Annotated in this window: 26 protein-coding genes and 2 pseudogenes; 21 read left to right on the forward strand and 7 right to left on the reverse strand. The window is 41.9% G+C overall.

The annotated features are described in order from the left end of the window. Window positions 1-16: 16 nt before the first annotated feature. Entirely contained in the window at window positions 17-310 is a 294-nt protein-coding gene (locus DMI82_RS20475; protein WP_287082736.1) for a hypothetical protein, read from the forward strand. Continuing rightward, window positions 279-1,016 carry a molybdopterin-binding protein gene (locus DMI82_RS13110; protein WP_059086544.1) on the forward strand — a complete coding sequence of 246 codons (738 nt, stop codon included), beginning with the start codon at window positions 279-281 and terminating at the stop codon, window positions 1,014-1,016. The genes DMI82_RS20475 and DMI82_RS13110 overlap by 32 nt, the downstream gene beginning before the upstream one ends. A 117-nt stretch (window positions 1,017-1,133) precedes the next feature. Here the strand turns inward: DMI82_RS13110 and DMI82_RS13115 are convergent, their stop codons facing one another. Then, window positions 1,134-1,838: a formate dehydrogenase accessory sulfurtransferase FdhD gene (locus DMI82_RS13115; protein WP_227945558.1), complete on the reverse strand. Its 705-nt coding sequence runs from the start codon at window positions 1,836-1,838 to the stop codon at window positions 1,134-1,136. Window positions 1,839-2,060: 222 nt separating this feature from the next. Here DMI82_RS13115 and DMI82_RS13120 point away from each other — a divergent pair, with 222 nt between their 5' ends. From DMI82_RS13120 to mobA, 5 genes and pseudogenes are all read left to right on the forward strand, one after another. Continuing rightward, window positions 2,061-2,516 carry an MOSC domain-containing protein gene (locus tag DMI82_RS13120; RefSeq protein ID WP_015526506.1) on the forward strand — a complete coding sequence of 152 codons (456 nt, stop codon included), beginning with the start codon at window positions 2,061-2,063 and terminating at the stop codon, window positions 2,514-2,516. Continuing rightward, window positions 2,506-2,991 (forward strand): annotated as a pseudogene (moaC, locus tag DMI82_RS13125) (cyclic pyranopterin monophosphate synthase MoaC). The gene DMI82_RS13120 and the pseudogene moaC overlap by 11 nt, the downstream one beginning before the upstream one ends. Window position 2,992: 1 nt before the next feature. Beyond that, window positions 2,993-3,967: a GTP 3',8-cyclase MoaA gene (moaA, locus tag DMI82_RS13130; RefSeq protein WP_044960389.1), complete on the forward strand. Its 975-nt coding sequence runs from the start codon at window positions 2,993-2,995 to the stop codon at window positions 3,965-3,967. A 6-nt stretch (window positions 3,968-3,973) separates the two neighbouring features. Continuing rightward, window positions 3,974-4,462, forward strand: a complete 489-nt coding sequence (locus tag DMI82_RS13135) for a MogA/MoaB family molybdenum cofactor biosynthesis protein (protein ID WP_021976150.1) — start codon at window positions 3,974-3,976, stop codon at window positions 4,460-4,462. Further along, window positions 4,449-5,132 (forward strand): molybdenum cofactor guanylyltransferase, encoded by a 684-nt coding sequence (gene mobA / locus DMI82_RS13140; RefSeq protein WP_110103570.1) that lies wholly within the window; start codon window positions 4,449-4,451, stop codon window positions 5,130-5,132. Before DMI82_RS13135 ends, mobA begins: the two co-directional genes overlap by 14 nt. Before the next feature lie 162 nt (window positions 5,133-5,294). Here mobA and DMI82_RS13145 read toward each other — a convergent pair whose 3' ends face one another. Genes DMI82_RS13145 through DMI82_RS13160 form a run of 4 tightly spaced genes read right to left on the reverse strand, consistent with a single transcriptional unit; the run spans window position 5,295 to window position 9,210 of the window. After that, window positions 5,295-6,158, reverse strand: coding sequence for a TylF/MycF/NovP-related O-methyltransferase (locus DMI82_RS13145; protein WP_110103571.1), 864 nt, complete (start codon window positions 6,156-6,158; stop codon window positions 5,295-5,297). Then, complete coding sequence (locus DMI82_RS13150; RefSeq protein WP_110103572.1) at window positions 6,155-7,180, reverse strand: XdhC family protein; 1,026 nt, start codon at window positions 7,178-7,180, stop codon at window positions 6,155-6,157. The genes DMI82_RS13145 and DMI82_RS13150 overlap by 4 nt, the downstream gene beginning before the upstream one ends. Before the next feature lie 31 nt (window positions 7,181-7,211). Next, window positions 7,212-8,285, reverse strand: a complete 1,074-nt coding sequence (locus DMI82_RS13155; RefSeq protein ID WP_110103573.1) for a histidine phosphatase family protein — start codon at window positions 8,283-8,285, stop codon at window positions 7,212-7,214. Beyond that, window positions 8,278-9,210 (reverse strand): NTP transferase domain-containing protein, encoded by a 933-nt coding sequence (locus DMI82_RS13160; RefSeq protein ID WP_227573955.1) that lies wholly within the window; start codon window positions 9,208-9,210, stop codon window positions 8,278-8,280. Before DMI82_RS13160 ends, DMI82_RS13155 begins: the two co-directional genes overlap by 8 nt. 209 nt (window positions 9,211-9,419) lie before the next feature. On the opposite strand from DMI82_RS13160, the gene DMI82_RS13165 reads away from it, so the two are divergent. The 8 genes from DMI82_RS13165 to DMI82_RS13200 all read left to right on the forward strand — a co-directional run bounded on the left by DMI82_RS13165 (window position 9,420) and on the right by DMI82_RS13200 (window position 18,586). Next, the gene (locus DMI82_RS13165) at window positions 9,420-9,680 is read left to right on the forward strand and encodes a hypothetical protein (RefSeq protein WP_015526497.1); all 261 of its coding nucleotides are present in this window, start codon (window positions 9,420-9,422) and stop codon (window positions 9,678-9,680) included. A gap of 36 nt (window positions 9,681-9,716) precedes the next feature. Then, window positions 9,717-12,479: a molybdopterin-dependent aldehyde oxidoreductase gene (locus DMI82_RS13170; RefSeq protein WP_110103575.1), complete on the forward strand. Its 2,763-nt coding sequence runs from the start codon at window positions 9,717-9,719 to the stop codon at window positions 12,477-12,479. A 101-nt stretch (window positions 12,480-12,580) separates the two neighbouring features. Continuing rightward, a complete protein-coding gene (locus DMI82_RS13175; RefSeq protein WP_110103576.1) occupies window positions 12,581-14,875 on the forward strand; it encodes a pyridine nucleotide-disulfide oxidoreductase/dicluster-binding protein in 2,295 nt (764 codons plus the stop codon). Further along, a complete protein-coding gene (locus DMI82_RS13180; RefSeq protein ID WP_005427475.1) occupies window positions 14,875-15,096 on the forward strand; it encodes a DVU_1557 family redox protein in 222 nt (73 codons plus the stop codon). Before DMI82_RS13175 ends, DMI82_RS13180 begins: the two co-directional genes overlap by 1 nt. Next, window positions 15,097-15,630 (forward strand): class I SAM-dependent methyltransferase, encoded by a 534-nt coding sequence (locus DMI82_RS13185; protein ID WP_110103577.1) that lies wholly within the window; start codon window positions 15,097-15,099, stop codon window positions 15,628-15,630. It begins immediately after the preceding gene. A 3-nt stretch (window positions 15,631-15,633) separates the two neighbouring features. Beyond that, window positions 15,634-16,068, forward strand: a complete 435-nt coding sequence (locus DMI82_RS13190; RefSeq protein WP_021650124.1) for a DVU_1555 family C-GCAxxG-C-C protein — start codon at window positions 15,634-15,636, stop codon at window positions 16,066-16,068. Further along, window positions 16,065-17,390 (forward strand): radical SAM (seleno)protein TrsS, encoded by a 1,326-nt coding sequence (gene trsS, locus DMI82_RS13195; RefSeq protein ID WP_110103578.1) that lies wholly within the window; start codon window positions 16,065-16,067, stop codon window positions 17,388-17,390. The genes DMI82_RS13190 and trsS overlap by 4 nt, the downstream gene beginning before the upstream one ends. Before the next feature lie 20 nt (window positions 17,391-17,410). Beyond that, complete coding sequence (locus DMI82_RS13200) at window positions 17,411-18,586, forward strand: DVU_1553 family AMP-dependent CoA ligase (RefSeq protein WP_015526491.1); 1,176 nt, start codon at window positions 17,411-17,413, stop codon at window positions 18,584-18,586. Window positions 18,587-18,619: 33 nt separating this feature from the next. On the opposite strand, the gene DMI82_RS13205 is transcribed toward DMI82_RS13200, so the two are convergent. Continuing rightward, window positions 18,620-19,351: a DUF5714 domain-containing protein gene (locus DMI82_RS13205; RefSeq protein ID WP_059086549.1), complete on the reverse strand. Its 732-nt coding sequence runs from the start codon at window positions 19,349-19,351 to the stop codon at window positions 18,620-18,622. Between the two features lie 330 nt (window positions 19,352-19,681). On the opposite strand from DMI82_RS13205, the gene DMI82_RS13210 reads away from it, so the two are divergent. Beyond that, window positions 19,682-19,924, forward strand: a complete 243-nt coding sequence (locus DMI82_RS13210) for a cation-transporting P-type ATPase (protein WP_015526489.1) — start codon at window positions 19,682-19,684, stop codon at window positions 19,922-19,924. A 30-nt stretch (window positions 19,925-19,954) separates the two neighbouring features. On the opposite strand, the gene DMI82_RS13215 is transcribed toward DMI82_RS13210, so the two are convergent. Then, window positions 19,955-20,158, reverse strand: a complete 204-nt coding sequence (locus tag DMI82_RS13215; protein ID WP_044960377.1) for a hypothetical protein — start codon at window positions 20,156-20,158, stop codon at window positions 19,955-19,957. A 177-nt stretch (window positions 20,159-20,335) separates the two neighbouring features. On the opposite strand from DMI82_RS13215, the pseudogene DMI82_RS20720 reads away from it, so the two are divergent. The 5 genes and pseudogenes from DMI82_RS20720 to DMI82_RS13240 form a co-directional block, all read left to right on the forward strand. Next, window positions 20,336-20,404 (forward strand): annotated as a pseudogene (locus DMI82_RS20720) (LPS biosynthesis protein); the annotation flags it as partial. A 306-nt stretch (window positions 20,405-20,710) separates the two neighbouring features. Next, entirely contained in the window at window positions 20,711-20,950 is a 240-nt protein-coding gene (locus tag DMI82_RS13225; RefSeq protein WP_006859036.1) for a DUF6061 family protein, read from the forward strand. Window positions 20,951-21,199: 249 nt separating this feature from the next. Next, a complete protein-coding gene (locus DMI82_RS13230; RefSeq protein ID WP_009265522.1) occupies window positions 21,200-21,889 on the forward strand; it encodes a response regulator transcription factor in 690 nt (229 codons plus the stop codon). Then, the gene (locus DMI82_RS13235; protein WP_006859034.1) at window positions 21,886-22,917 is read left to right on the forward strand and encodes a sensor histidine kinase; all 1,032 of its coding nucleotides are present in this window, start codon (window positions 21,886-21,888) and stop codon (window positions 22,915-22,917) included. The genes DMI82_RS13230 and DMI82_RS13235 overlap by 4 nt, the downstream gene beginning before the upstream one ends. A gap of 151 nt (window positions 22,918-23,068) precedes the next feature. After that, complete coding sequence (locus DMI82_RS13240) at window positions 23,069-23,734, forward strand: ABC transporter ATP-binding protein (RefSeq protein ID WP_006859033.1); 666 nt, start codon at window positions 23,069-23,071, stop codon at window positions 23,732-23,734. Window positions 23,735-23,748: the final 14 nt, after the last annotated feature.

The following is a 23,748-nucleotide window of genomic DNA, read 5'->3' on the forward strand; positions in this document are numbered from 1 at the left end:
GTAGGCACTGGAAGCACTGCTGGAACATACAAAAGTAATAGAGGAAACGGAAACTGTACCACTTTTGCAGGCATGTGGAAGAGTGTTGGCAAAGGATATGATTGCAGGATTTGATAACCCGCCGTTTGACAGATCACCTGTGGATGGTTATGCCTGCAAAGCGGAGGATATAACGGATGCATCAGAAAGTCATCCGGTACAGTTGACGGTATTGGAAGAGATTGATGCGGGGCAGTATTCCAGAGTCACAGTGGAAAAGGGGGCAGGCGGTTCGGATTATGACAGGCGCAGCTATTCCGAAAGGCTGTGACTGCTGTGTCCGTCAGGAGGATACAGATTATGGAGAAGAGACTGTCAGAATCTTCCGTCCGACCGGACAGTGGCAGAATTACTGTTATCAGGGAGAGAATTTTAAAAATGGAACGGTTCTTTTGAAAAAGGGTGACAAAATCGGATTTATTGAAGCAGGTATACTGGCCAGTATGGGAGTCATAAAAGTGAAGGTTTATCGTCGGGTAAGAGCAGCTGTTCTGACTATCGGAGATGAAGTAATGGCACCCGGAAAAAGATTGATTCCGGGGAAGATTTATGATTGTAATCAGGGACTTCTGGCGGTTCGCATGAAAGAATTTGGTGCAGAACTGGTGGAAGTGGCAGCCATAGAGGATCGCCCGCAGGCTATGACAGCAGCAGGCGAAGTCATGGCTCTGGACTGGGGAATTACATTGCAGTGTGATACCACAGGAAAAGAAGACGCCAGCAGTGTAGGAGTGCGAAGTCACTTTATATATCCGGTACTACCGGAAGCAGATGGCACAACGAAAAACGTATTTCCATGTAAAGTGGAAAGAGTGATTGAGGACGTGTTTTCGTATATCTTGATCGTATCTACGAAAGAAGAAGCCAGGATTCGCGTAGATGTGACGAAAGAACAATGGCAGCAGTACCAAAAGCATATTTCTGGAAATAAGATATGGATTGGGATAGATGAAAAAGATGTGATGTTATTAAAATAAATGAAAGAATCACCGTATCAAGGTTGAGGTAATCTATGATACGGTGATTCTTTCGTGAAAAATGCGAAAAAGCTTTCAATATCCAGTTCCGGTGGTTTAATATGCGGTTGTCAAACATTATTTCGTAAATACTTTCATTCGATCCCTTCTGGCTGCACAGATCAGGGTCAGGTGATATTTTTTTGCAAGATCAATTGCTTCAGAAGTAGGAGAAGCCTTGCTGGAGAGAATTGGAATCCCTGCATGGATGACCTTTAAAGTCATATCAGTTGGTATTCTGCCGCTGGAATATACCATACATTGATGCAGGTCAATATTGTGCCGCAGAGCGTAGCCGATCACTTTATCCAAAGCATTGTGCCGTCCGATATCTTCGCAGGAAAACAGAATGTGATCTTTTTGAGCGAGAATGCAGCTATGTGTGGCAAAGGTAATGCCATGGAGAGGAGAACCATCCGCAAAGGCATCCGCCATATGAAAGATCCATTCTGGTTTCCAGAAAATCGGTGTAAGTGACTGCGGCTCTTTGGATGTAACAAAGTAATCATTTAAAATATGATTGCCGGTACAGCAGGTAGGAGTTACTTCTACAAAGGCATCCGATGAGGATTGTGTGCTGCGTGCCGAATTTTTTAAATAGACTTTTGCACGTTTTCCATATTCACAGATATAGATATGATCTACATCTGTGAATATGGAAAACGTGATGATTTGTTCTGTCAGCAATCTTCCAAGAACCAGTTCAGTCAGATGCTGGGGCAGGCAAACAAGTTTCATAGTCAGATGATCATTTATATAGACATCCATCATATGTTCGTTCAATACTTCTTCTTGTTCCGTACGGGATTCTCCATTTCTTCCGATATATTGATATGTTTTTGTCTCTAGCAGAGACAGATTTTGTTATTGTTCGTTAATATACATAATTTCTCCAATTGAAAAAACAATTCTTTTATCATGTTTACTATGTGTTATACTAGATTTAGTATAACAGACATCTCTTTATTTCGAAAGAGTGAATTGAGGGATGAAGGAGGAAATAAAATGGGAAAGATTATGGCGGTAAATATCAGTGAGAAGAAAGGTACACAGAAAAAGAATGTACATAGTGCCAGACTGATGGAAGAATTTGGAATCGAGAAGGACGCCCATGCCGGCAAGTGGCATCGCCAGGTGAGTCTTCTTTCTTATGAAAAAATAGAAGAATTCAAGGCAAAGGGAGCACCGATCGAAGACGGAGCATTTGGAGAAAACCTGATTGTAAGTGGATACGATCTGAAGGCATTGCCGGTTGGCACCAGACTTCGCAGCGGAGAGGTATTATTAGAAGTGACACAGATCGGGAAAAAATGTCATAGTGGATGTGAGATTTATAAAATTATGGGTGACTGTATTATGCCAAGAGAAGGTATCTTTACCAGAGTACTTCATGGTGGCGTATTGACAGAAGGCGATGAAATTGTGATAGAGAAGGCAGCAGGTGAGGCAGATGGAGAATAAGCTGAATCATTTTGATCAGAAGGGTAACGCTGTTATGGTGGATGTGTCCGGAAAGATACCGACATCCAGAACAGCAGTAGCAAAAGGCAAGATTTGTGCCTGTCAGGCTGTGATGGATGCAGTGAAACAGGGGACTGTGAAAAAAGGAGATGTACTTGGAATAGCAAGAGTGGCTGGCATTATGGCGGTAAAACAGACATCTCATCTGATTCCGATGTGTCATCCGCTGATGATTTAGAAGTGTTCGGTAGATTTTGAACTGGATGAAGAAAATCTTGAAATTACGGCAATCTGTACAGCCAAAACGGAAGGTCAGACCGGTGTGGAGATGGAGGCGCTTACTGGTGTGAATGTGGCACTTTTGACAATTTATGACATGTGTAAGGCAATTGACAAGTCCATGGAGCTGACGGACATTCATCTGGTAGAAAAAAGCGGAGGAAAAAGCGGGTTATATCGAAACCCGAAAGAATAGTATGAAGGATAGATTTGGAAGAGAGATTGACTATCTGCGGATATCCATTACAGATCGATGTAATCTCAGGTGCGTCTATTGTATGCCGGAAAATGGAGTTGTGCAGATCCCGCATGAAGAAATTCTGACTTATGATGAGATTACCAGAATCAGCAGATGTATGACTGGTTTAGGTATACGTAAGATCAAACTGACCGGAGGAGAACCGTTAATTAGAAAGAATTGTGCCACACTGGTTCGAATGTTAAAAGAACTTCCTGGCATCGAAAAAGTGACATTAACGACCAATGGTGTATTGCTCGAAGAACAGATAGCAGATCTGGCAGAAGCGGGGCTTGATGATATAAATATCAGTCTGGATACTTTAAATGCAGCAGAGTTTGCAAAGGTAACCAGGAGAGAAAGTCTGGATCGGGTGCTGGAGGGAATCCAGGCGGCATTACAGTATCCGCAGATTGGATTGAAGATTAATTGTGTGCCGGTAGTGGAAGAGCAGGAAAATCTGGTATCGATAGCGAGACTTGCAAAGCAATATCCGATTCATGTTCGTTTCATTGAAATGATGCCGATTGGATATGGAAAGGATTTTCAGTTTCGGGGAGAAAGTGAAATATGCGAAATATTAGAGAAAGCATATGGAAGAATGACTCCAATAAAAGAACGATATGGGAATGGACCGTGTCATTATTATAAAATAGAAGAATTTCAGGGTAAAATAGGATTTATCAGTGCGATGACGCATAAGTTTTGCGACCAGTGTAATCGTGTGCGTATGACAGCAGAAGGATTTTTAAAAGCCTGTCTGCAATATCAGACTGGAACGGATTTGAAGAATTTGATGCGTTCAGGATGCACAGATGATGAACTGACAGAGGCAATACAGAAAGTAATATGGGAAAAACCGGTCAGTCATCATTTTACATCGGAAGAGATTGAGACAGATGAATGTAAATTAATGTCCCAGATAGGAGGATAAGGAATTATGAAAGCTGCGATTATCACATCCAGTGATTCCGGATATGCAGGAGAGAGAGAAGATAAAAGTGGTTCGGTAATCCAGGAAATTTTGGAAGCGAACGATTACGAAGTGGTGCATACCATTCTTTTGCCGGATGACAGAAAGATGCTGGCAGATGAGATGGCTCGTATAGCAGATGAGGGAATAGCAGAGCTGATTGTAACTACGGGTGGAACCGGATTTTCGCCGAGAGACTGTATGCCGGAGGCAACAAAGGATATTATAGAACGTGAAGTGCCGGGGATTCCGGAAGCAATGAGAGCATATAGTATGACGATTACACCAAGAGCTATGCTCAGTCGTGCAGCAGCAGGTATTCGAAAAGGAACACTGATCGTGAATCTGCCGGGAAGCCCGAAAGCAGTCAGAGAAAGTCTGGAATATATTATTCCAGCGCTGGAACATGGATTACAGATCCTGACCGGGGAGGCAACGAACTGTGCCAGAAAATAATCGGAAAATGCAGACTGATATATCTGAATTAGAAAACGGTCAGTTGGCAGAACAGCAATTGCCATCAGATTTTATGCTGGTAGTCCTGGCAGGTGGTGCCAGCAGCCATATGGGAAGGGAGAAGTCAGATCTGCTTTTAGATGGACAGACATTTTTGGAGATACAGATCGGAAAAGGATGTCAGTTGGGAGCAAAACAGATCTTAATTTCTGGATATCGTGGAACACAGTGTGGGGAAGAGATTGTGCCGGATCGAATTTCCGGTCAGGGTCCACTTGGCGGTCTGGAGAGCTGTTTTCGAAGGGCAAAGACAGAAAAATGCCTGGTGCTGGGGGTAGATACGCCGCTGGTACCTGTGGAAGAACTTCAAAATCTGTTGAAGTTCGCAATGGAAAAAGCCGACCAACCGGTGACTATGCTGTGTCATAATGGAAAAGAAGAATCGCTGATAGCGGTATATGATGCCAGACTTTATAAAGAGATCACAGATTTTCTGGAATCAGGAAGATCATCGGTGTATCGTTTTTTAAATACAGTGGGATATTCCCTATACCATACCAGTGCACCGGAAAACTATTTTCAGAATATCAATGATCCGGAAATCTATAAGAAAGTCTGCACGGAATGCGAAATTGCTGATATTTTCATAAAGGAATCCGTTAAACTATAGATTTTTAAATACTGTAGGAATTTTTGTTTGTTATACGGAATCCAATGAGGGATATTTTCAGAATATTAACGATTCTGATACATATTTAAAGACTGAAGGGTATCTCGTAAAATAGTATAATACAGAAGGCGTATAGGATTATGAAAGGCTTCCAATTAGGTTTTAAATGATTTTTCGGATAATAGCACTTCCATGCAGATCGCATACAGGATCTGCAAACAGGTGGTGTTTCAGGCAGAATTCGTCTACAGCTTTGTTACATCCGGAAAACTGGGTACTGTATACGTCATGGATCAGGAGAACTCCGCCGATAGACAGACGTTCATAAAACAGAGGTAATGCAGCAGCAGTTGGAGCATAGAGATCTGCATCTAATGATACGAAACAGAAAGTTTCATCGGTAATATCGGAAAAAGTATCCGGAAACCATCCTTTATGGATGATCACATGTGATGGATCAGGCATGATGCGAAGAACAGAATCTACATCTGTAGAAGAAAAGTCACCTGTTTTAGCGCGAGACAGATGCCTGGAGGTTTCTACGGCAATATCTTTTTCTGAAAAGCCTTCAAAAGTATCAAAAAGATGTATTTTTCGATCCGGAAAGGCCGTACTGATCAGGCAAGAAAAATCACCCTGGAAAACACCAAGTTCTGCCACATCTCCAGGGATATTTTGTTGATGCATCTGTTCGGCTAAAAGGCGCATAACCGCAACCCGTGCATCGAACATGCGAAGTGCAGAAGGATCACAAAATGAACCGTGATAGCCCAAGTGCTCCATCTGCTGCATCATAGAACCACGCCGCTCTTCATCCAATACACCAAGAATAATCAGATCAGGAAGAAGAGCAGCGGCCTTTGATGGAGAACAGATTGGGATATTACCAATAAATTGTCCATGTTTGCGCGGATCATTATCGGCAAAGCACATGATCTGATAGGAATTTCCAAGAAGTCGGGCAGTCATCTGCCCAATCTGTCCGGCACCGAATATAATAGTTTTGTAGACATGTTTTGTCATCATTTCATAGCAGCCTTTCTTTCAGCTCGAACCTGAATCATTTGTCCTGTGATAGATATTGCGATTTCAGCAGGTGTTTCTGCTTTAATATTAAGTCCCACAGGCGTGATAATACGGTCTAATTCTCGCTCATCGATTCCATACTCTTCTACGAGACGATGAAATACACCAGCTCTTTTGGCGAGACTTCCAATGACGCCGATATAGCATGCAGGTGTGGCAAGAAGTTGTGCCTGCACAATCGTATCATAGGCATGACCTCGTGTCATGACACAGCAATAATCAGCATCTGTGATAGAAATGCTCTGATCCAGATGATCAAAATCGCAAAGGATTGTCTCCGCTGCATCCGGGAAAAGAGCAGGATCTGTAAATTCCGGACGGTCATCCAGAACGATGCAGTGAAAGTCAACACTTGCAAGTATTGGTACCAGCTTTTGTGAAACATGCCCGCCTCCAAATACATAGACAGTTCCGGATGTACCGATTTGTTCTGTAAACAGGTCACAGGTTTCATTGCGATGACGGCATGGTCTTGCAGATAAGGAAGATAAGATGGAAGAAGGAACATCAGCATTTCCAGTCAATCCATAGGATGCACTGTAAAGACTCATACCGGATGTAACATGAAGATCACAGATCAGCCAGAAATCTTTTCGTTCTTTATATAATGTCTCAGCAGTTACGGCAAGTTCCATAATAATAGGGTCATTATGATCCAGATACTGGAAAAATGCGGTAACATCACCACCACAAATCATACCGATATTTTCAACATCTTTGCGATTCAACCGGAATTCATGTTCACAGGATTCTTTCTTTTCAAGAATATCAAGTGCCATAAGCTCTGCACGATATTCGACAGAACCTCCGCCTATGGTTCCGGCAATTCGGCCTTTTTTTCCAACCAACATACGGGAACCGGCACCTCTTGGCGTTGATCCTGAGGAAGCAACGATGGATGCAAGCACAAGGTCGTTTCCTTTTTGAAATTCTTGTTGTATGATCTGAAATAAAGTTCTCATATATAAAACACCTCCTGTAATTTTCTATAAGTCATATCGTCATGTGACAGATGGTCTGTATCATATTTTGCAGATCAAGAGCCTGTTTAAGCTGTCGTTCATGAGATTTCAAAGCTTCGGGACTGTTACATTTACACAGACTTTCCGCAAATCGTTTTTCGATGGTTACACGTTCGGTTTCCTGAATTAGTTTATCTGATAAAAAGACGATAGCCGCTTCATTCAGAAGTGTCTTCTGTAAACCATGATGTTGTGAAATAATCTGACTGATTTCAGTATAGCCTAATTGTAAGAAAAGATCACCACCTGTTTTGGTGTGATGTTTTTGAAGTCTGGCAATATCGTGAAGGAGTGCTCCGGAGCGAATCAGTTTTTTATTAAAAAAGTAACCATGAGATTCCAGCAGATCGCAGAAATGGCAAGCCAATTCAGTCACTGCATCACTGTGCGCTTGTACATGATGAGGAAGAGACACCGAATCGCGAAGCATCCGGCATAGTTCGTCATGCAAGTCAGGATGAGGCAGCAGGTAAGTCAAATCGGATAAGACAACATGATCGTTATCGTCTGTGTTCAGATGATAATAGGAACCACATGGAAGACGAAAATACTGTCTGGCATGCTGTTTTGAATCAAGCAAATACAGATAAGAAGAAATTACATCTGTATGAGCAACAATCGCAATATCACCCTCAGAAGAACGAAGAATCTCATAAATTGCCTGCGAAAAACGCATGCCAGATGCGAAAGGAGTTTCTGCTCCTGGAATCGGGTAATCAGGATTCATTCCACGTGCTTCATATATGTCCGGCCATCTTTTGCGTATCTCATCAAATGAAAGACCATCCCATTCTCCCAGATTTCGTTCTGTTAAATCTGAGATAGTGATATGTGGAAGATCAGGTGTGATATGTGCAGCCGTTTCCATAGCTCTTGACAAAGGACTGCAGTAAACAGCAGTTATTTTATCATCCAGTTCTCCGTGAAGAAGGACTGACTGCAGATGTCCAAGCATAGATAAAGAAAAATCAGTCTGACCGATACAGTAAGAATGTTCATCTGGATATTGTGGTTTTCCGTGTCGAATAAGATAAAGATTACGCATTGAAAAATCCTCTGAAACACTTTTCAAATATTGCTTCGGAACAGGTACGTGTTTCCTCTGAAAAACGGGCATATCGCTTCAAAAATTCTTCTCCGTATGGTGTCAGCTCACTGTGACTGCCCTTTACACCGCCCTGACTTCGAATAATCAGCGGTTCATGAAGCTGAGATTCTAATGTATGGATCAGATTCCAGCTGGTGGAGTAGGAAATGTGCATGCGTTCGCAGGCATCACGAACAGATCCTGTTTCATGAATCAGTGTAAGCAGCGAATAGAGCTGTTCATCAAAGAAGACCTTTTCCCGTGCCAGCTGAATCTGAATCTCTGAACGGATCAGACTTTGATTGTGTGCACGAAGAAGTTCTGCATAATCCTCTGGTGTATCCGCATCATGAATGATTCCAGGATCTTCTACATTTAAACAATACATGGGAGTTCCACAATGTTCTACAGCACCCTTCAGACCAGTGTTTCCATCATTGCTTAAAATGGACTCAATTAATGAGGAACGAATCAGGATCGGATGACCTGGAGTTCCGTTACAGACCGGAGTGACAAGAGGCTGTCCAAGAGAAAGCATTTGTGTAACGGTATGTGCTGTGAATAGTGGAACATCTACAGGTGTAAAGAGTACCGTATCCACTTTGTCTTTTAAATATTCCAGTCCAATCCTGACAGAATCAAACATATGAGTAGTTTCATAGTCCTCATTTCGAAGAAAAATAACATGATTGGAAGCAAGGTGGCGTTCTAGAGCATCCGCATTGTATCCGGTTACCACTACTATTTTAGAGATTCCGGCCTGCCGGAAGTTATTAATCACACGCTGCGCGATGGAAATGGATCCAAGCTGAAGCATGGGCTTGAAGTCTCCCATTCGTGACGATTTCCCTGCAGCTACGATGAGAGCACCTGTCTGCATCATAGATACCTCCTAAAAATAACATTGTACAAATTTGACATTATTATAGCATGAAAAGTGAGGATAAATAGTAAAATTTTTAAATAAAGTAATAAAAACAATATAAAAAAGGACGAAAATAGCCAACTAATAATTATTTACAATTTGTAAAACTGTACAAAATTATGATAACATGAAATTATACAAAATAATGTAAACAGGAGAACGTTTCCATGGATAAGATTTTTGAAATTACCGCAAAAGAAGTTACGATACAGGTAAAAGATGAGCGCACAGGAGAGCAATACAGTCGGACACTTCCGATTGATTATTATGAGAATGCGAATGTTTTAAAACTCAGCGGTGAGAATCTGGACGGAAGCAGCTCTTCCATTGTTTTCTATTCTGTCAGAGGAATGGAAAGACTTAAAGATCTGACGGGTAAGGGAGCCGATCATGATCCATGCGGAACACATAAGTCAGAAGATTTGTAACATCGGAACGTGTATTTTTTAAAGGAGGAATGAAACATGATTAAAAAGACATTGAAGATCAATGGTGTGGAGCGAATCCTTATTCTTGATAAGGATGAGACACTGGCTCAGGTACTTCGTGAGCATCTTCTTCTTACAGGATGTAAGATCGGTTGTGGAGAAGGTCATTGCGGAGCATGTAATGTTATTATGAACGGAAAAGTTACAAGATCCTGTATTTACAAGATGAGCCGTGTTCCGGACAATGCAGAGATCACAACAATCGAGGGTGTGGGAACAATTTCTGATATGCATCCGATACAGGTTGCATGGATGGCATATGGATGTGCACAGTGTGGTTTCTGTTCACCAGGTTTTATTATTTCAGCAAAGGTTCTTCTCGATAATAATCCGAGCCCTACCCGTGAAGAAGTGAGGGACTGGTTTAACAAGCAGCGTAATCTCTGTCGTTGTACAGGTTACAAGCCGCTTATCGATGCGACCATGGCGGCAGCAGCAGTTATGCGTGGCGAGATGACCAAAGAAGACCTCGTATTCAAGCAGACAGGTGATTCTATTGTCGGTACAAACTATATCCGTCCATCAGCAGCACAGAAGGTAACAGGTACCTGGGATTTCGGTGCAGATGATGCATTAAAGATGCCGGAGGGAACTCTTCGTCTTGCACTTACACAGGCCAAGGTTTCTCACGCAAATATTCTCAGTATCGATACAACAGAAGCAGAGAGTATGCCGGGAGTTGTTCGTGTTATTACAGCGAAGGACATTAAGGCAGCAGGCGGAACCAACAAGATCAATGGTCTTGTAATGCTTCCGAAACACAATAAGACAGACGGATTTGAGCGTCCTGTACTCTGCGACGAAAAGATCTTTCAGTTTGGTGATGCGATTGCGATCGTAGCTGCCGACACAGAAGAGCATGCACGTGCAGCAGCAGATGCAGTTAAGGTGGAGATCGAAGAACTTCCTGCATATATGAACGCAATGGATGCAATCGCACCGGATGCAGCAGAGATCCATCCTGGTACTCCAAACGCATTTTTTGAGACAAACTGTATCAAGGGACCGGACTTTGACTGGGACAGCATTCCGGATTCACAGCAGGTTGAGATCGAGTCCTACTGTTCACGCCAGCCTCATCTTCACCTTGAGCCGGACTGTGGTTATGGATATATTGATGAAGACGGTATGATAACAGTGCATTCCAAATCTATCGGTATACATCTTCATATGCCTATGATCGCAGATGGTATCGGTGTACCAATGGAAAACTTAAGACTTGTTCAGAACCATGCAGGCGGAACATTTGGTTACAAGTTCTCACCGACAAATGAGGCTCTGATTGGTGCAGCTGTTAAGATTCTGGAACGTCCGGTATCGCTGGTATTTAATCAGTTCCAGAACATTACTTATACAGGAAAGAGATCTCCTGCATTTATGAATATTAAGCTTGCAGCAGATGAAAATGGTAAACTCTTAGCACTTTGGGGTAACAACTATGTAGATCACGGTCCATATTCAGAATTTGGCGATCTGCTTACCATGAGACTTTCTCAGTTTACAGGCGCAGGTTATGGAATTAATTCTATTCGTAATAAATCAACAACCGTATTTACAAACCATGCATGGGGCTCCGCATTCCGTGCTTATGGTTCACCACAGTCTTATATGGGATCTGAGATTGCGATTGACGTGCTGGCAGCTAAGATGGGAATCGATCCGTTTGATATCCGTGAAATGAACTGCTATAAAGAATCAGAGGGCACTACCATCCCGACAGGTTATCCACCGGAGGTATATTGTGAGGAAGATTTGTTTAAGAAAGCACGTCCATTGTATGAAGCGGCGAAAAAACGTGTTGCCGAAAAGAATGCAGCTTCTGACGGAAAGATGAAATATGGTATCGGTGTATCTCTTGGAGTATACGGTTGTGGTCTTGATGGTGTTGATACATCAAATGCATTTGCAGAATTAAATCCGGATGGAACCGTTACGATGTATGCTGCATGGGAAGATCATGGACAGGGGGCTGATATGGGTGTTCTTGTATCATCTCATGAAACACTGCGTCAGGCAGGAATCAGACCGGAACAGATTAAACTGGTTATGAATGATACGAAGACATGTCCGAATGCAGGACCTGCAGGAGGATCACGCTCACAGGTTATGTCAGGTAATGCATGTCGTCTGGCTGCAGAAAATCTTGTAGCAGCAATGAAGAAAGAAGACGGAACATTCCGTACTTATGATGAGATGGTAGCAGAAGGGCTTGCAACAAAATATGAAGGTAACTGGGTAACTACATTCTGTGCAGATCATCCGATCGATCAGGATACCGCACAGGGCGATCCATTTGCAACTTATATGTATACTATCTTCCTGCCGGAAGTTGCTGTTAATATAGAAACAGGTAAAGTTACCGTTGAGAAATTTACTTGCGTAGCTGACGTAGGTACGATCATGAACAGACTTCTTGTAGAAGGTAATTTCTATGGTGGTCTTGTACAGGGTATCGGTCTTGCTCTTTCGGAAGATTTTGAAGATTTGAACCATGACACCACTTTGAAGAATTGTGGTATTCCATATCCAAAGGATGCTCCGGATGATATTGAACTTCACTTCAATGAAACATATCGTCCAAGTGGTCCTTACGGTGCGGCTGGTTGTGGTGAGGCTCCACTGGATGCTCCACATCCTGCAATCCTGAATGCAATCTTTAATGCGACAGGTGCACGTATTACACGTATCCCTGCCCGTCCGGAAAGGGTTCTTGCAGCATTAAAAGAACTTGAGAAATAAGCTTAATTCATAATGTGGTTGGAGTAAAAGCTGCCAACTGTGATATAATCAGGGGAGACGGGAAACTGCCTCCCCTTTACAGACGAAAGGAGTATCAGGTTATGACATACATACAGGAGAGAGGTTCTACTCACGTTTATCATGTAAATCGAATGTCAAAAGAAGAGATGGATCATATGATCAGTCTCTGCGTCCATGAACAGCCGGCCTACTGTGTTGCAGCCTGTCCTTTCAAAATGGATACAAAAGAGATGCTGTATTATGCTGCAAAAGGAAATTTTAAGAAAGCGTTGGCAATTTATGAGAAAATTACACCATTTCCAATGATTCTCTGTGATGGATGTACGGCACCTTGCGAAGATAATTGCAAGCTTTGTGAACTTGGTGATGGTGTCTCCATACGAGAAGTAGAACGTGCGATTGTCCGGTATGGAGAACCGGGAAGAAGAAGCAGTGTATTCCGCATGAGAAAGAAGAAAAAGGCAGCAATCTTTGGTTCTGGATTATTTCCACTGTTTCTTGCGGGGGAACTGGAAAAGAAAATGTATCCTACGACGATTTATTGTAAGGAAGAAGATTATGAAAGCTATATTGCAGCGGCAGCCGGACATCTTTTGGAATCAGACCGCAGCAATGAAGCGAAACGTCTGAAATCTATGGATCTTTCTTTTGAATTTGGATGCAGTTTGAATCTTTCGTTTATCAGAGAAAAAATGGAACTGGCAGATGTGGTATGCGCATCAGAAGAAGTGGCAAAAATGTTAGCTCCGGAAGAAGCAGCAGATGTCGAGATTATGTTAAGAGAACAGGCAAAGATTGTCAGCGGACCTGCGGAATCTGTGATGGATGCGGCTTTTGCCGCAAAGCGGGCAGCTTTGACAGTGGATCTTCTGGTACAGAATTTATCGCCGCACAGCAACAGAGGCAGTGAAGGAGCAGTGACTACCAAGCTTTATACGAACATGGAAGGAATCCATGGATCGAATAAGATTTTCTGTGGTCAGGATGGGTATTCAAAAGAAGAAGCTGTAGAAGAAGCAAAACGATGTATTCAGTGTCATTGTGACGAATGCATGAAAGGCTGTGTGTATTTAAGTGAATATCAAAAACATCCGGGTTTATTAGCCCGTGAGATCTATAATAATACTCAGATTATCATGGGAGATCATCCGATGAACAAACCGATGAATGCCTGTGCCCTCTGTGGACAGTGTACGGTGATCTGTCCGAATGGATTTGATATGAGTCAGGTGTGTAAGTCAGCAAGAGAAAATATGGTATCCACAGATAAGATGCCGCTGGCGCCACATGAATTTGCACTGATGGACATGTTATTTTCAAATTCAGAGGCTTTTTTAAGCAGACCCCAGCCGGGATATGAAACTTGCAGATATGTATTTTTCCCGGGCTGTCAGGCAGGGGCGATAGCGCCGGATGTGGTTATGCAGGCATACGAAGATTTAAGTAATCGGGTAGATAGAGGTGTTGCTCTGATGCTGGGATGCTGTGGTGCAATCAGCGAATGGGCGGGCCGCTATGAAATGACAGAAAAAGTAAATGAGCAGCTGAAACAGGAACTGGCCAAGCTTGGTGATCCGATCATCATTGCAGGCTGTCCAAGCTGCATGAAGCAGCTAAAAGAAAGTATTGGAGCACATGTTATAGGAATCTGGGAAATTTTGAGAGAAATCGGACTTCCACAGCAGGCGAAAGGACTGGAGATACCGGTTGCCATACATGATGCCTGTGGTGCCAGAGGGGATGCACAGACACAAGATATGATACGACAACTTTTGTCGGATATGGGATGTATCGTTGAAGATACAGAATATTCCAGAGATTTGTCTCCATGTTGTGGATATGGAGGTCTGACGGCATATGCCAATAAAGATATGGCAGCGAAAATGACAGAAAAGTGTCTGGAACGTTCCGATGCACCATATATTACATACTGCATGGCATGCAGAGACCGATTTGCCAGAGAGGGAAGAGAATCCAGACATATCATGGAACTTCTGTATGGTGCAAATGCCAGCAACATGCCTGATATCAGTGAGAAACGCTACAACAGGCTCATATTGAAACAGACACTTTTAAAAAACATCTGGAATGAGGAACCGATCATGGAGAAAAAAGACTATACTGTTGCCTATACAGAAGAGGCAATCCATATGATGGATGAGCGCATGATACTGAAAAGTGATGTGGAACGTGTGTTATCAGATTACAGAGAAAATCAGGAAGCAATCCTGGATGAAGAAACAAAAGAACTGGTGACAAGAAGCAGACTGGGAAATGTCACATTCTGGGTGCGGTTTGTGGAAACAGAAGACGGATATCTGGTACACAGAGCATACAGTCATCGAATGAATATTATGAAAAGGGTGGGACAGTAATGGCAGTAGAAAGAACATATTATACGATTGATCCGGAAGGAAAGCTGACCTGCATGAAATGTAAGGTTCCTCTTGTAAAAGGAAAAGCAAAATTTATGTATCTGGAAAATGGGTTTCCTGTGGAAATGCCTGTCTGTCCAAAGTGTGGGTTTGTGTATGTTCCGGAAGAACTCGCACTTGGAAAAGTGCTCGCGGTGGAGCGTGCACTGGAGGATAAATAGATGAACAGGCATCCGGGAGGGGAAGCGCAGACGCTTCATCTTCTGGAGAACATAGAATGGAAAAAAGAAATGAAAGCACTGGATCTTGGAGCAGGAGAAGGAGACACGGTTCGAATCCTGAAATCATTTGGGCTGGAAGCACATGGCGTGGATCTTTTCCCACGGGGCAGTGATGTGGAAATTGGCGATTTTCTGCATTTGCAGTATTCATCAGACAGTATAGATCTTTGCATCAGCCAGTGTGCATTTTTTGTTAGCAGAGATCAGAAAAATGCACTATCTGAATGCTGGCGCGTTTTGAAAAAGGGAGGTTTTCTTTTATTGTCAGATCTGGATACCGGAAATCTTTTGAAAATGGCAGAACAGACAGGATTTACCATTCTCCGGCAGGAGGATCAGACGTTACTTTGGCGGGAATATTATCTGGAAGCAATCTGGAATGATTCGTTCTGCTGCGAAGAGTATAAGCTTCTGCAGAAAGAATATAAAGGAAAGAAGCTGCGCTATACCATGTTGGTTGGCAGAAAGGAGTAGCACATGGATCTTTATGAAAGAATCATAGAACTTAGCAGTATGGGTTATCATTGCTCACAAATGGTTATGATTATGACACTGGAAGCCATAGGTGAGGAAAATCCACAGCTTGTAAAGGCTCTGGGAGGTCTTGGCGGTGGGATCGGTTACTGTGGAGATACCTGTGGCTGCCTGACAGGAGGAGCCTGTGCGATAGGTTTGTTCCTTGGCAATCTGGCTCCGCAGGAGAAAGAAGATATACAGATGAAACCGGCTGTGCAGGAATTATATCAGTGGTTCCATAAGAAGACCGAAGAAGAATTTGGTGCTTTTTATTGTAAGGATATCACTTCTAATTTGGATTGGGGAGTGATTATGGAGCAATGTCCTGCGCTGATTGCAGATACTTATACGAAAGTGATAGAAATACTGACAGAACGGGGAATATTGGAACTATGATTACGCTGGGTAAAACAAAAAGTGTATGCCCGATATGTATGAAAGTACTTACGGCTAAAAAATGTATCGGTGAAGATGGCATTTATCTGGTGAAAGAATGTGATATCCACGGAAAGTTTCAGACACTGATCTGGGAAGGAACGGCAGCAGAGTATCTTTCCTGGGGAAGAGAAAACCTGTCTGCGGAGACTCCGGTAAATCCCAAAATCAAAGAGAAATCCTGCCCGGATAATTGTGGACTCTGTGAGGAGCACGAACGAAAAGGCTGTTGTATGATACTGGAAGTGACAAAGCGCTGCAATATACACTGCCCGGTCTGCTTTGCTTCGGCAGGAGAATGTCTGGAAAACGGTGATCTTTCAATTGATGAAATAGAAAAGCAATATGATTTTCTGATGGATCATGGAGGACCATTCAATATTCAGCTCTCAGGTGGAGAACCAACCATGCGGGAGGATCTTCCGGAGATCATACATATGGGTAGAGAAAAAGGGTTTACATTTTTTCAATTGAATACCAATGGAATCCGTCTTGCGCAGGAAGCAGGATATGCCAGAAAACTAAAAAAAGCAGGACTGAATACAGTATTTCTTCAGTTTGACGGTGTCACAGATGATGTGTATCAGACATTGCGCGGACGCTCTATGATAGAACTGAAAGAAAAGGCTGTGTTAAACTGTTCGGAAGCGGAACTGGGAATTGCCCTGGTACCTGTCATTGCGCCAGGAGTAAATGACATGCAGGTTGGAGATATTCTGAAGTTTGCGATGGATCATATGCCATTTGTAAGAGGAGTACATTTCCAGCCGATCAGCTATTTTGGCAGATGTTCTCAGCAGCGTCCACAAGCTCCGATTACCATACCAAAGATGTTGAAGCTGATCGAGGAACAGACTGACGGGCTTATGAAAAGCAAGGATTTCGCCGGTGGTGGAGCAGAGAATCCATACTGTTCTTTTCATGCAAGTTATCTGAAAAAAGGTGAGAGGGAACTGAAACTTTTGGAAAAGAAATCAGGCAGAGGATGTTGTTGTACTACCAGCGATAATTCCAGACAGTATGTGGAAAATCAGTGGAGCTATAGCACAAAAAAATTTGATGATGGAGAAATGACACAGACAGATGCGCTGGATGAATTCCTGATCCGGGTTCATAATGAAACTTTTGCAGTATCAGGGATGATTTTTCAGGATGCATGGAATCTGGATCTTGAACGTCTGAAAAGATGTTATATCTGCGAGGTGGATTCTGATTATGGAATGGTGCCGTTTTGTGCATATAATCTGACGAATTCGAAAGGAATATATTTATACAGAAAGTGAAACGATCGAATATAGATGCAATGATCTGTAAGCAGGAAGGTATTACAGAGATTACAAGAGATGAAATACACAGAATACAGCTGGAGAAATTAAATATTGTACTGAAGAGAGAGAAAGAACGAGAGGGTTTTTACCGAGATTTGCCGGAAAGACTGGAAAGCCTGATAGATTTGAGAAGCCTTCCTTTTACGACAGAAACAGATCTGGCACGAGATGGAGGCAGGATGCTGCTTTGCTCCCAGGGGGAAGTCCAGAAAGTGATATCAGAACAGACAAGCGGAACTACCGGTGCCGGTAAACGTGTATTCTATACAGAGGGAGACTGTGAACACACCATAGAACTTTTTATGGCAGGTCTGGGTGAATTTATTTATCCTGGAAGTATAACGATGGTGGCTATGCCATTTTCAGGTCCTTTTGGATTAGGAGAACTGATCGCGGAGGCAATCAGACGTCTGGGAGCAAAACCTCTTTCAACCGGGACAGGAAGAACTTATGGCGAACTGAACAGGATTCTGGAAGAGGAGCAGCCGGATACGTATGTGGGAATGCCGACGGCATTGCTTTCCATGCTTCGAATGTGCGGAAAAGGCAGTATAAAAAGAGCACTGGTATCCGGAGATGCCTGTCCGAAAACTGTCATGAAAGCAATCGAAGAAATTCTGCAAACACGACTTTGGCCGCACTATGGTTCTAGAGAGATGGGGCTTGGAGGTGCCATTTGCTGCACGGCGCATGAGGGCATGCATATGCGGGAAAACCATTGTATTACAGAGATTATAGATGAGAACGGAAATGTGCTGCCGGACGGTAAATGGGGAGAACTGGTGATTACAACCATTGGAATGGAAGCACAGCCGTTGATTCGATATCGAACCGGTGACTGGTCAAGGATCATTCCAGGAAGATGCCTCTGTGGAAGTGAAATAAAACGCCTGGACTTTGTAAAGCGGATGGATCCATTGGGAAGTATCAGAGAGATGGATGAATTACTGTTTGAGATTCCGGAACTGGTAGATTATTGTGTGAAAATTGTAGATGGAAAAAAGGAAATTACAGCGCTTTTTACATCGGACAATGGAGAAGAACGAATCAGGAGTGTTTTGGAAGAGAAGGATATTCGTTCATGGAACTGCAAAAAAGCAAAGTGGGAAGATGGGGCGCTGTATCCTGGCAAACGAGTTACAAGGCAGTGATTTCGTGGTATCATGGAATCACTGCCTTGCCTGTTATTCGGGATAGTATGGACAATCTTCCTGGATACATTCGCGATTATCTTCGCAGTATTTACACGTTATAGAAGACAACGGAATGTTTACAGAACAAAACTGACTGTAAAAATGAACGGCTTCTTCAATGGCAATTCTGCTGGTACGTTTGCAGCAGCGAGGTCCACCAACATCTGCCAGTCTGGATAAAATAATGGAAACAAGTTTTTGAGGAAACGGCCATGCATCTTTGTGAAGTGGACTGGATCCAGTCATAACGGACATGAAAATACCGGCTCCGGCAGCAGCTCCACAGACACCCCAGTAACCACAGGTACCGCCCGGAACCTGCTTCGCTCTTTTACAGATTTCAGATAGTGCAGCATCGTAATCCATATGTTCTCCATTATTGCGAAACGCTGTCAGAAGAACGCACGGAACAATTGCATGATGCTCTGGTCCATGCATATGTACAGATGGAAGATCCATAATTTTTTCCAGAAGAAGCAAAGCATCTTTTTCGGTACTGTCTCTGAGCGCTGCGATTACCGGAGCATATGTGCCATAGCTGTGACAGGCATCACAGATAAAGTGACTATTTTCACAGACCGCATTGGTTAATTGCTCTTTATGGCAGATACTACACGTCTGAATAGAGCTTTCAGCACGATACGTAATAGGAGCACCACAAATCAGACATCCGGAAAAATGTTCCGCTTCACCACAACAACAGGAATTATTCGTATGATCCATTTGATTCACCTCCGGAGAATTTATTTTAATAGTGTTAACGATGTAAAAAGTATAACATAAAATGAAAAAGTAATGATAAAGTATCTTGACAATCATGTTACTTTGGGTATATGATTTTATCCAATAAAGGGGAGTAACCTGCGCTTAACAAATTGCGTTTGTGATGTTGTCAGTACGGTGGAAGCATCCGGTATCATAAGGAAATGGTGAGACTTTTATTGCATTTTTTATTATGCAATGAAGGTCTTTTTTTTATATTTTTTTCAAAGAGGTCTTTCATTGCATAAGAAATTCAGGTAGTAAATACTTAGAAACGATGAGGCGGAAGTGATGAAGGAAATTTATCAGCAGACGGTAGAAGAGGTTCTTGAAAGGGTGAATGGCAAGAAATCTGGGCTTACAAGTGAACAGGTGAAAAGATCCAGAGAAAAGTGTGGGTGGAATGAACTTACAGAAGGAAAGAAGAAAGGTATCCTGCAGATTTTCTTTGAAGGAGCTGTCTATTTCCCGACAGCTCCTTTTCTTGTATTCATTCGGCTGATACAAAGCGACAAAGCCGGCACAATATCATAAGTAATATATAAAACTCTGATGTACATGTGATTAAAAAGAATCAATCATATGCATTAGCCGCTCATGAAAAATATCTCTTTCTTCGTAAATTTTTTCTAACTCTTTTTCAGTAAACAATGCATAGGCGCTATCAGGAACAGCTGTTAATCCATCACAGGTAAATGGTATACGTCGCCCACCTCTGAAAATGGCTGCTTCCCAGTACTTTTTTCTAAAATATTTAATTATTCCCATGTAGTACCATCTCTTTCCCATATTTGTTATTGACGTTCTGGCAAATAAAATACTTCTGTTCTTACTATATTATCATCAAAATCCATTTCTACATAATAATCTCGGACAAAATATGATCTCCAGTAATCATGTAGTGAGTAAATTTCCAATGTTTTGAAATCAACAATGCACAATGGAATGTCAGAGTTAACAGAGCATACCTTGGCAAATGAAATAGAAGCTCCACATGAGATTTTAAGAAAATAGGCAAGTCAAATTCCAGTTGATATTTCACATATTTTAGGAAATTTAATAACTGTTATATTTGATTATCAAATTCTTCGCAAACCCTTGAAAATACTAAGTTTGTAGCAAGTGAACTTTCCCTTACTCTTTCCCTTGTGTTACATTTTCCCATTGCTTTTCATGAACCTTAATATGGGAAAAATTAAGGGAAAGAAAATTTCATAACACAATATAACATATAACAATAACGACATGGTGAACTGATTGAAATGTTTTCGATATTTAACTCTGTAACTGATTATCAAAAGAAAATGGAGATAAGATACGATGAGAACAATTTATGCAGAATATAATATAAACCACGATAGTATTGATGTTTACACAAGTGCTGGATATATGCTTCGCATTGATTGCTGGGAAGCTGAAAAAAATTTAAAAACCACATATGGATCAGAATGTGCGCTTACTTCATTGGCTGTGGATGAGCCTTTGGAATATGCAAGATTATATCTTGATGGCAATTTACAGATGTGGGTGGATACAGAAGATTCATTAGAACTTTATTAAGCAAGAAGTGAGATAGTGTTGTAGGGAGTTTCCTGTAGTTAAAGATACCACACCCGATATGATGAACCCACGCTTCTACACTACCAGCTATGATAAAAGAAAGGACAGCAATTTGACACTGCTGTCCTTTCTTTTATAAAATTGCAGTACACAGAAAAAAGCTGTAAAATGAAAAATATATTTGTCCTTGTAACAATTCTCGGACATTTGCCTGTTATACTATCTGCAAAAAGAAAAGGAAGTGATAATATGAAGCATATTTTAATTGTCGAAGATGATAATCTTTTGAATAAAACGCTTACTTATAATTTGGAATTGGACGGTTACACAATAACTTCTGTTCTGAATGCAAGGACAGCCGCTGAATCATTAAAAACAAACATTTTTGATTTGGTATTGCTGGATATAAATTTACCAGACGGAAATGGTTATGACCTATGCCGTCTTATCAAGCCAGAGCATCCTGATACAGTAGTTATATTTCTAACTGCCAACGATCAGGAAAGCAATCAGATACGGGGATATGAAGCTGGTGCAGTGGATTATATCACGAAACCTTTTTCGATTAGTGCTTTGCAGCGAAAAATCAAAGCCATGTTCGCTATGTTGGAGCATCACAAACCAGCTAAGGATATTTACGAGGATGGTAGCTTGTTTCTGGATTTTTCGGAACAATTTGCAAGTTTGAACGGGAAACCATTAGCACTTTCTGCGATGGAATATAAAATGTTGAACCTATTTCTTAAAAATCCGAAGCAGGTACTTACTCGCCAACAATTTTTAGAAAAACTGTGGGATGTTGATGAAAAATATGTAGATGAACATACCCTTACTACTTCTATCAGCCGTATTCGCAGTAAGATTGAAGCGGATGGCGACACATATATCAAAACGGTTTATGGTATGGGGTATCAATGGACAGGAGGCGAAAAGAAATGAATCTGAATAACCTTTCTGCTAAGAAAATTTGTAGACTGGTTAGTGCTGGCATGGTTTTCTCTATGCTGGTAATTACCGGTATTTTCGGCGGTATAATGCAGGATATACGAATTTTTATAGTGGGTGGAACATTGACACTCTGTGCGTTTTTCTGGATTTGGCTATTGGTGCTGATTTTTGGAAAACGCCTTTCTCATTTTACTTCTAATTTGTGCCGGACGCTGGACAACATGATTGATGGAAACGAGGAATTACAAAAGTCAAATGATAGTGAAACTCTTTTTGCCCGTATCAACCACCGCTTAATTCGGTTGTATGAGATTATGCAGAAAAACCGGCACAAGGTAGACATGGAACGACAGGAGCTTCAAATGCTGATTTCTGATATTTCACATCAAGTTAAAACGCCTGTCAGCAATTTGCAAATGGTAACGGACACACTTTTAACAAAGCCTGTTTCAGAAGAAGAACGGATGGACTTTTTACAAGGCATACGTAGTCAGACTGATAAACTGGATTTTCTGTTCCAAGCACTGGTTAAAACGTCCCGGTTGGAAACCGGAGCAATACGATTAGAAAAGAAAGACAGCAGCTTATTCCATACGCTTGCACAAGCCATGAGCAGTATTGTATATGCCGCAGAGAAAAAAGAAATTGCTGTATCCGTGGATTGCCCGGAAAATTTGATAATCTCCCATGACAGCAAGTGGACAAGCGAAGCCCTTTTCAATCTGCTGGACAATGCAGTAAAATACACTCCGTCAGGTGGAAAGATTTCTGTATCAGTGGTTCAGTGGGAAATGTACGTAGAGGTCAAAGTGACCGACACCGGCAAGGGCATTTCAGAAAGCAATCAGGCTGCCATCTTCCGGCGCTTCTATCGTGAGGAAGAAGTACACGATCAACAGGGTGTGGGAATAGGTTTGTATTTGGCTCGTGAGATTGTAACAAGGCAAGGGGGCTATATCAAGGTTGTTTCAGAGCTGAGGCAAGGCTCAGAATTTTCTATTATGCTTCCTGTAAGGTAAGATATAACCACTTTTTTTGAAATGTCCGAGCGTTGTAACATTTCACTCTGATTTTCGATAAAAATTTTTTCTATCTCGGACATTTGTGTAACATTTGTGGTTTACAATGGCTTTATCAACAGATAGAAAGCCTTGAAAGGAGCATTTGAATATGAGCATTTTACAAACAATCGACTTAAAGAAGTATTACGGCACAGAACCAAATATTACTCGTGCCCTTAATGGTGTAAATTTTACTGTGGAACAGGGAGAATTTGTTGCCGTAGTTGGAACTTCCGGCAGCGGTAAGTCTACATTGCTTCACATGATGGGAGGACTTGATACCCCCACTTCCGGCAGCGTGATTGTACGGGGAGAAGAACTCGCAAAAAAGAATGATGATGAATTGACAATTTTCCGCCGTCGTAACATCGGATTTATCTTCCAAAATTATAATCTGGTTCCGATTTTGAATGTATATGAAAATATCGTCCTGCCTGTGGAACTGGATGGCGATACAGTAGACCAGAAATTTATGGACGAAGTTGTGTATATGTTGGCTTTAGAAGATAAACTGGAAAATATGCCGAACAATCTTTCAGGCGGTCAACAGCAACGTGTAGCGATTGCACGAGCTTTAATTACGAAGCCTGCGATTATCCTTGCTGATGAACCGACCGGAAATCTTGATAGCAAGACCAGTGCAGATGTGTTAGGGCTTTTGAAGCATACCAGCGGAGAATTTAATCAGACCATTGTAATGATTACTCACAACAACGAGATCGCTCAACTCGCAGACCGCATTGTACGGATTGAAGATGGTAAAATTGTTGGCTAAAGGAGGTGGGAATT

Source organism: Blautia sp. BCRC 81119, from assembly GCF_003184505.1.
Taxonomy (GTDB): domain Bacteria; phylum Bacillota; class Clostridia; order Lachnospirales; family Lachnospiraceae; genus Blautia_A; species Blautia_A fusiformis.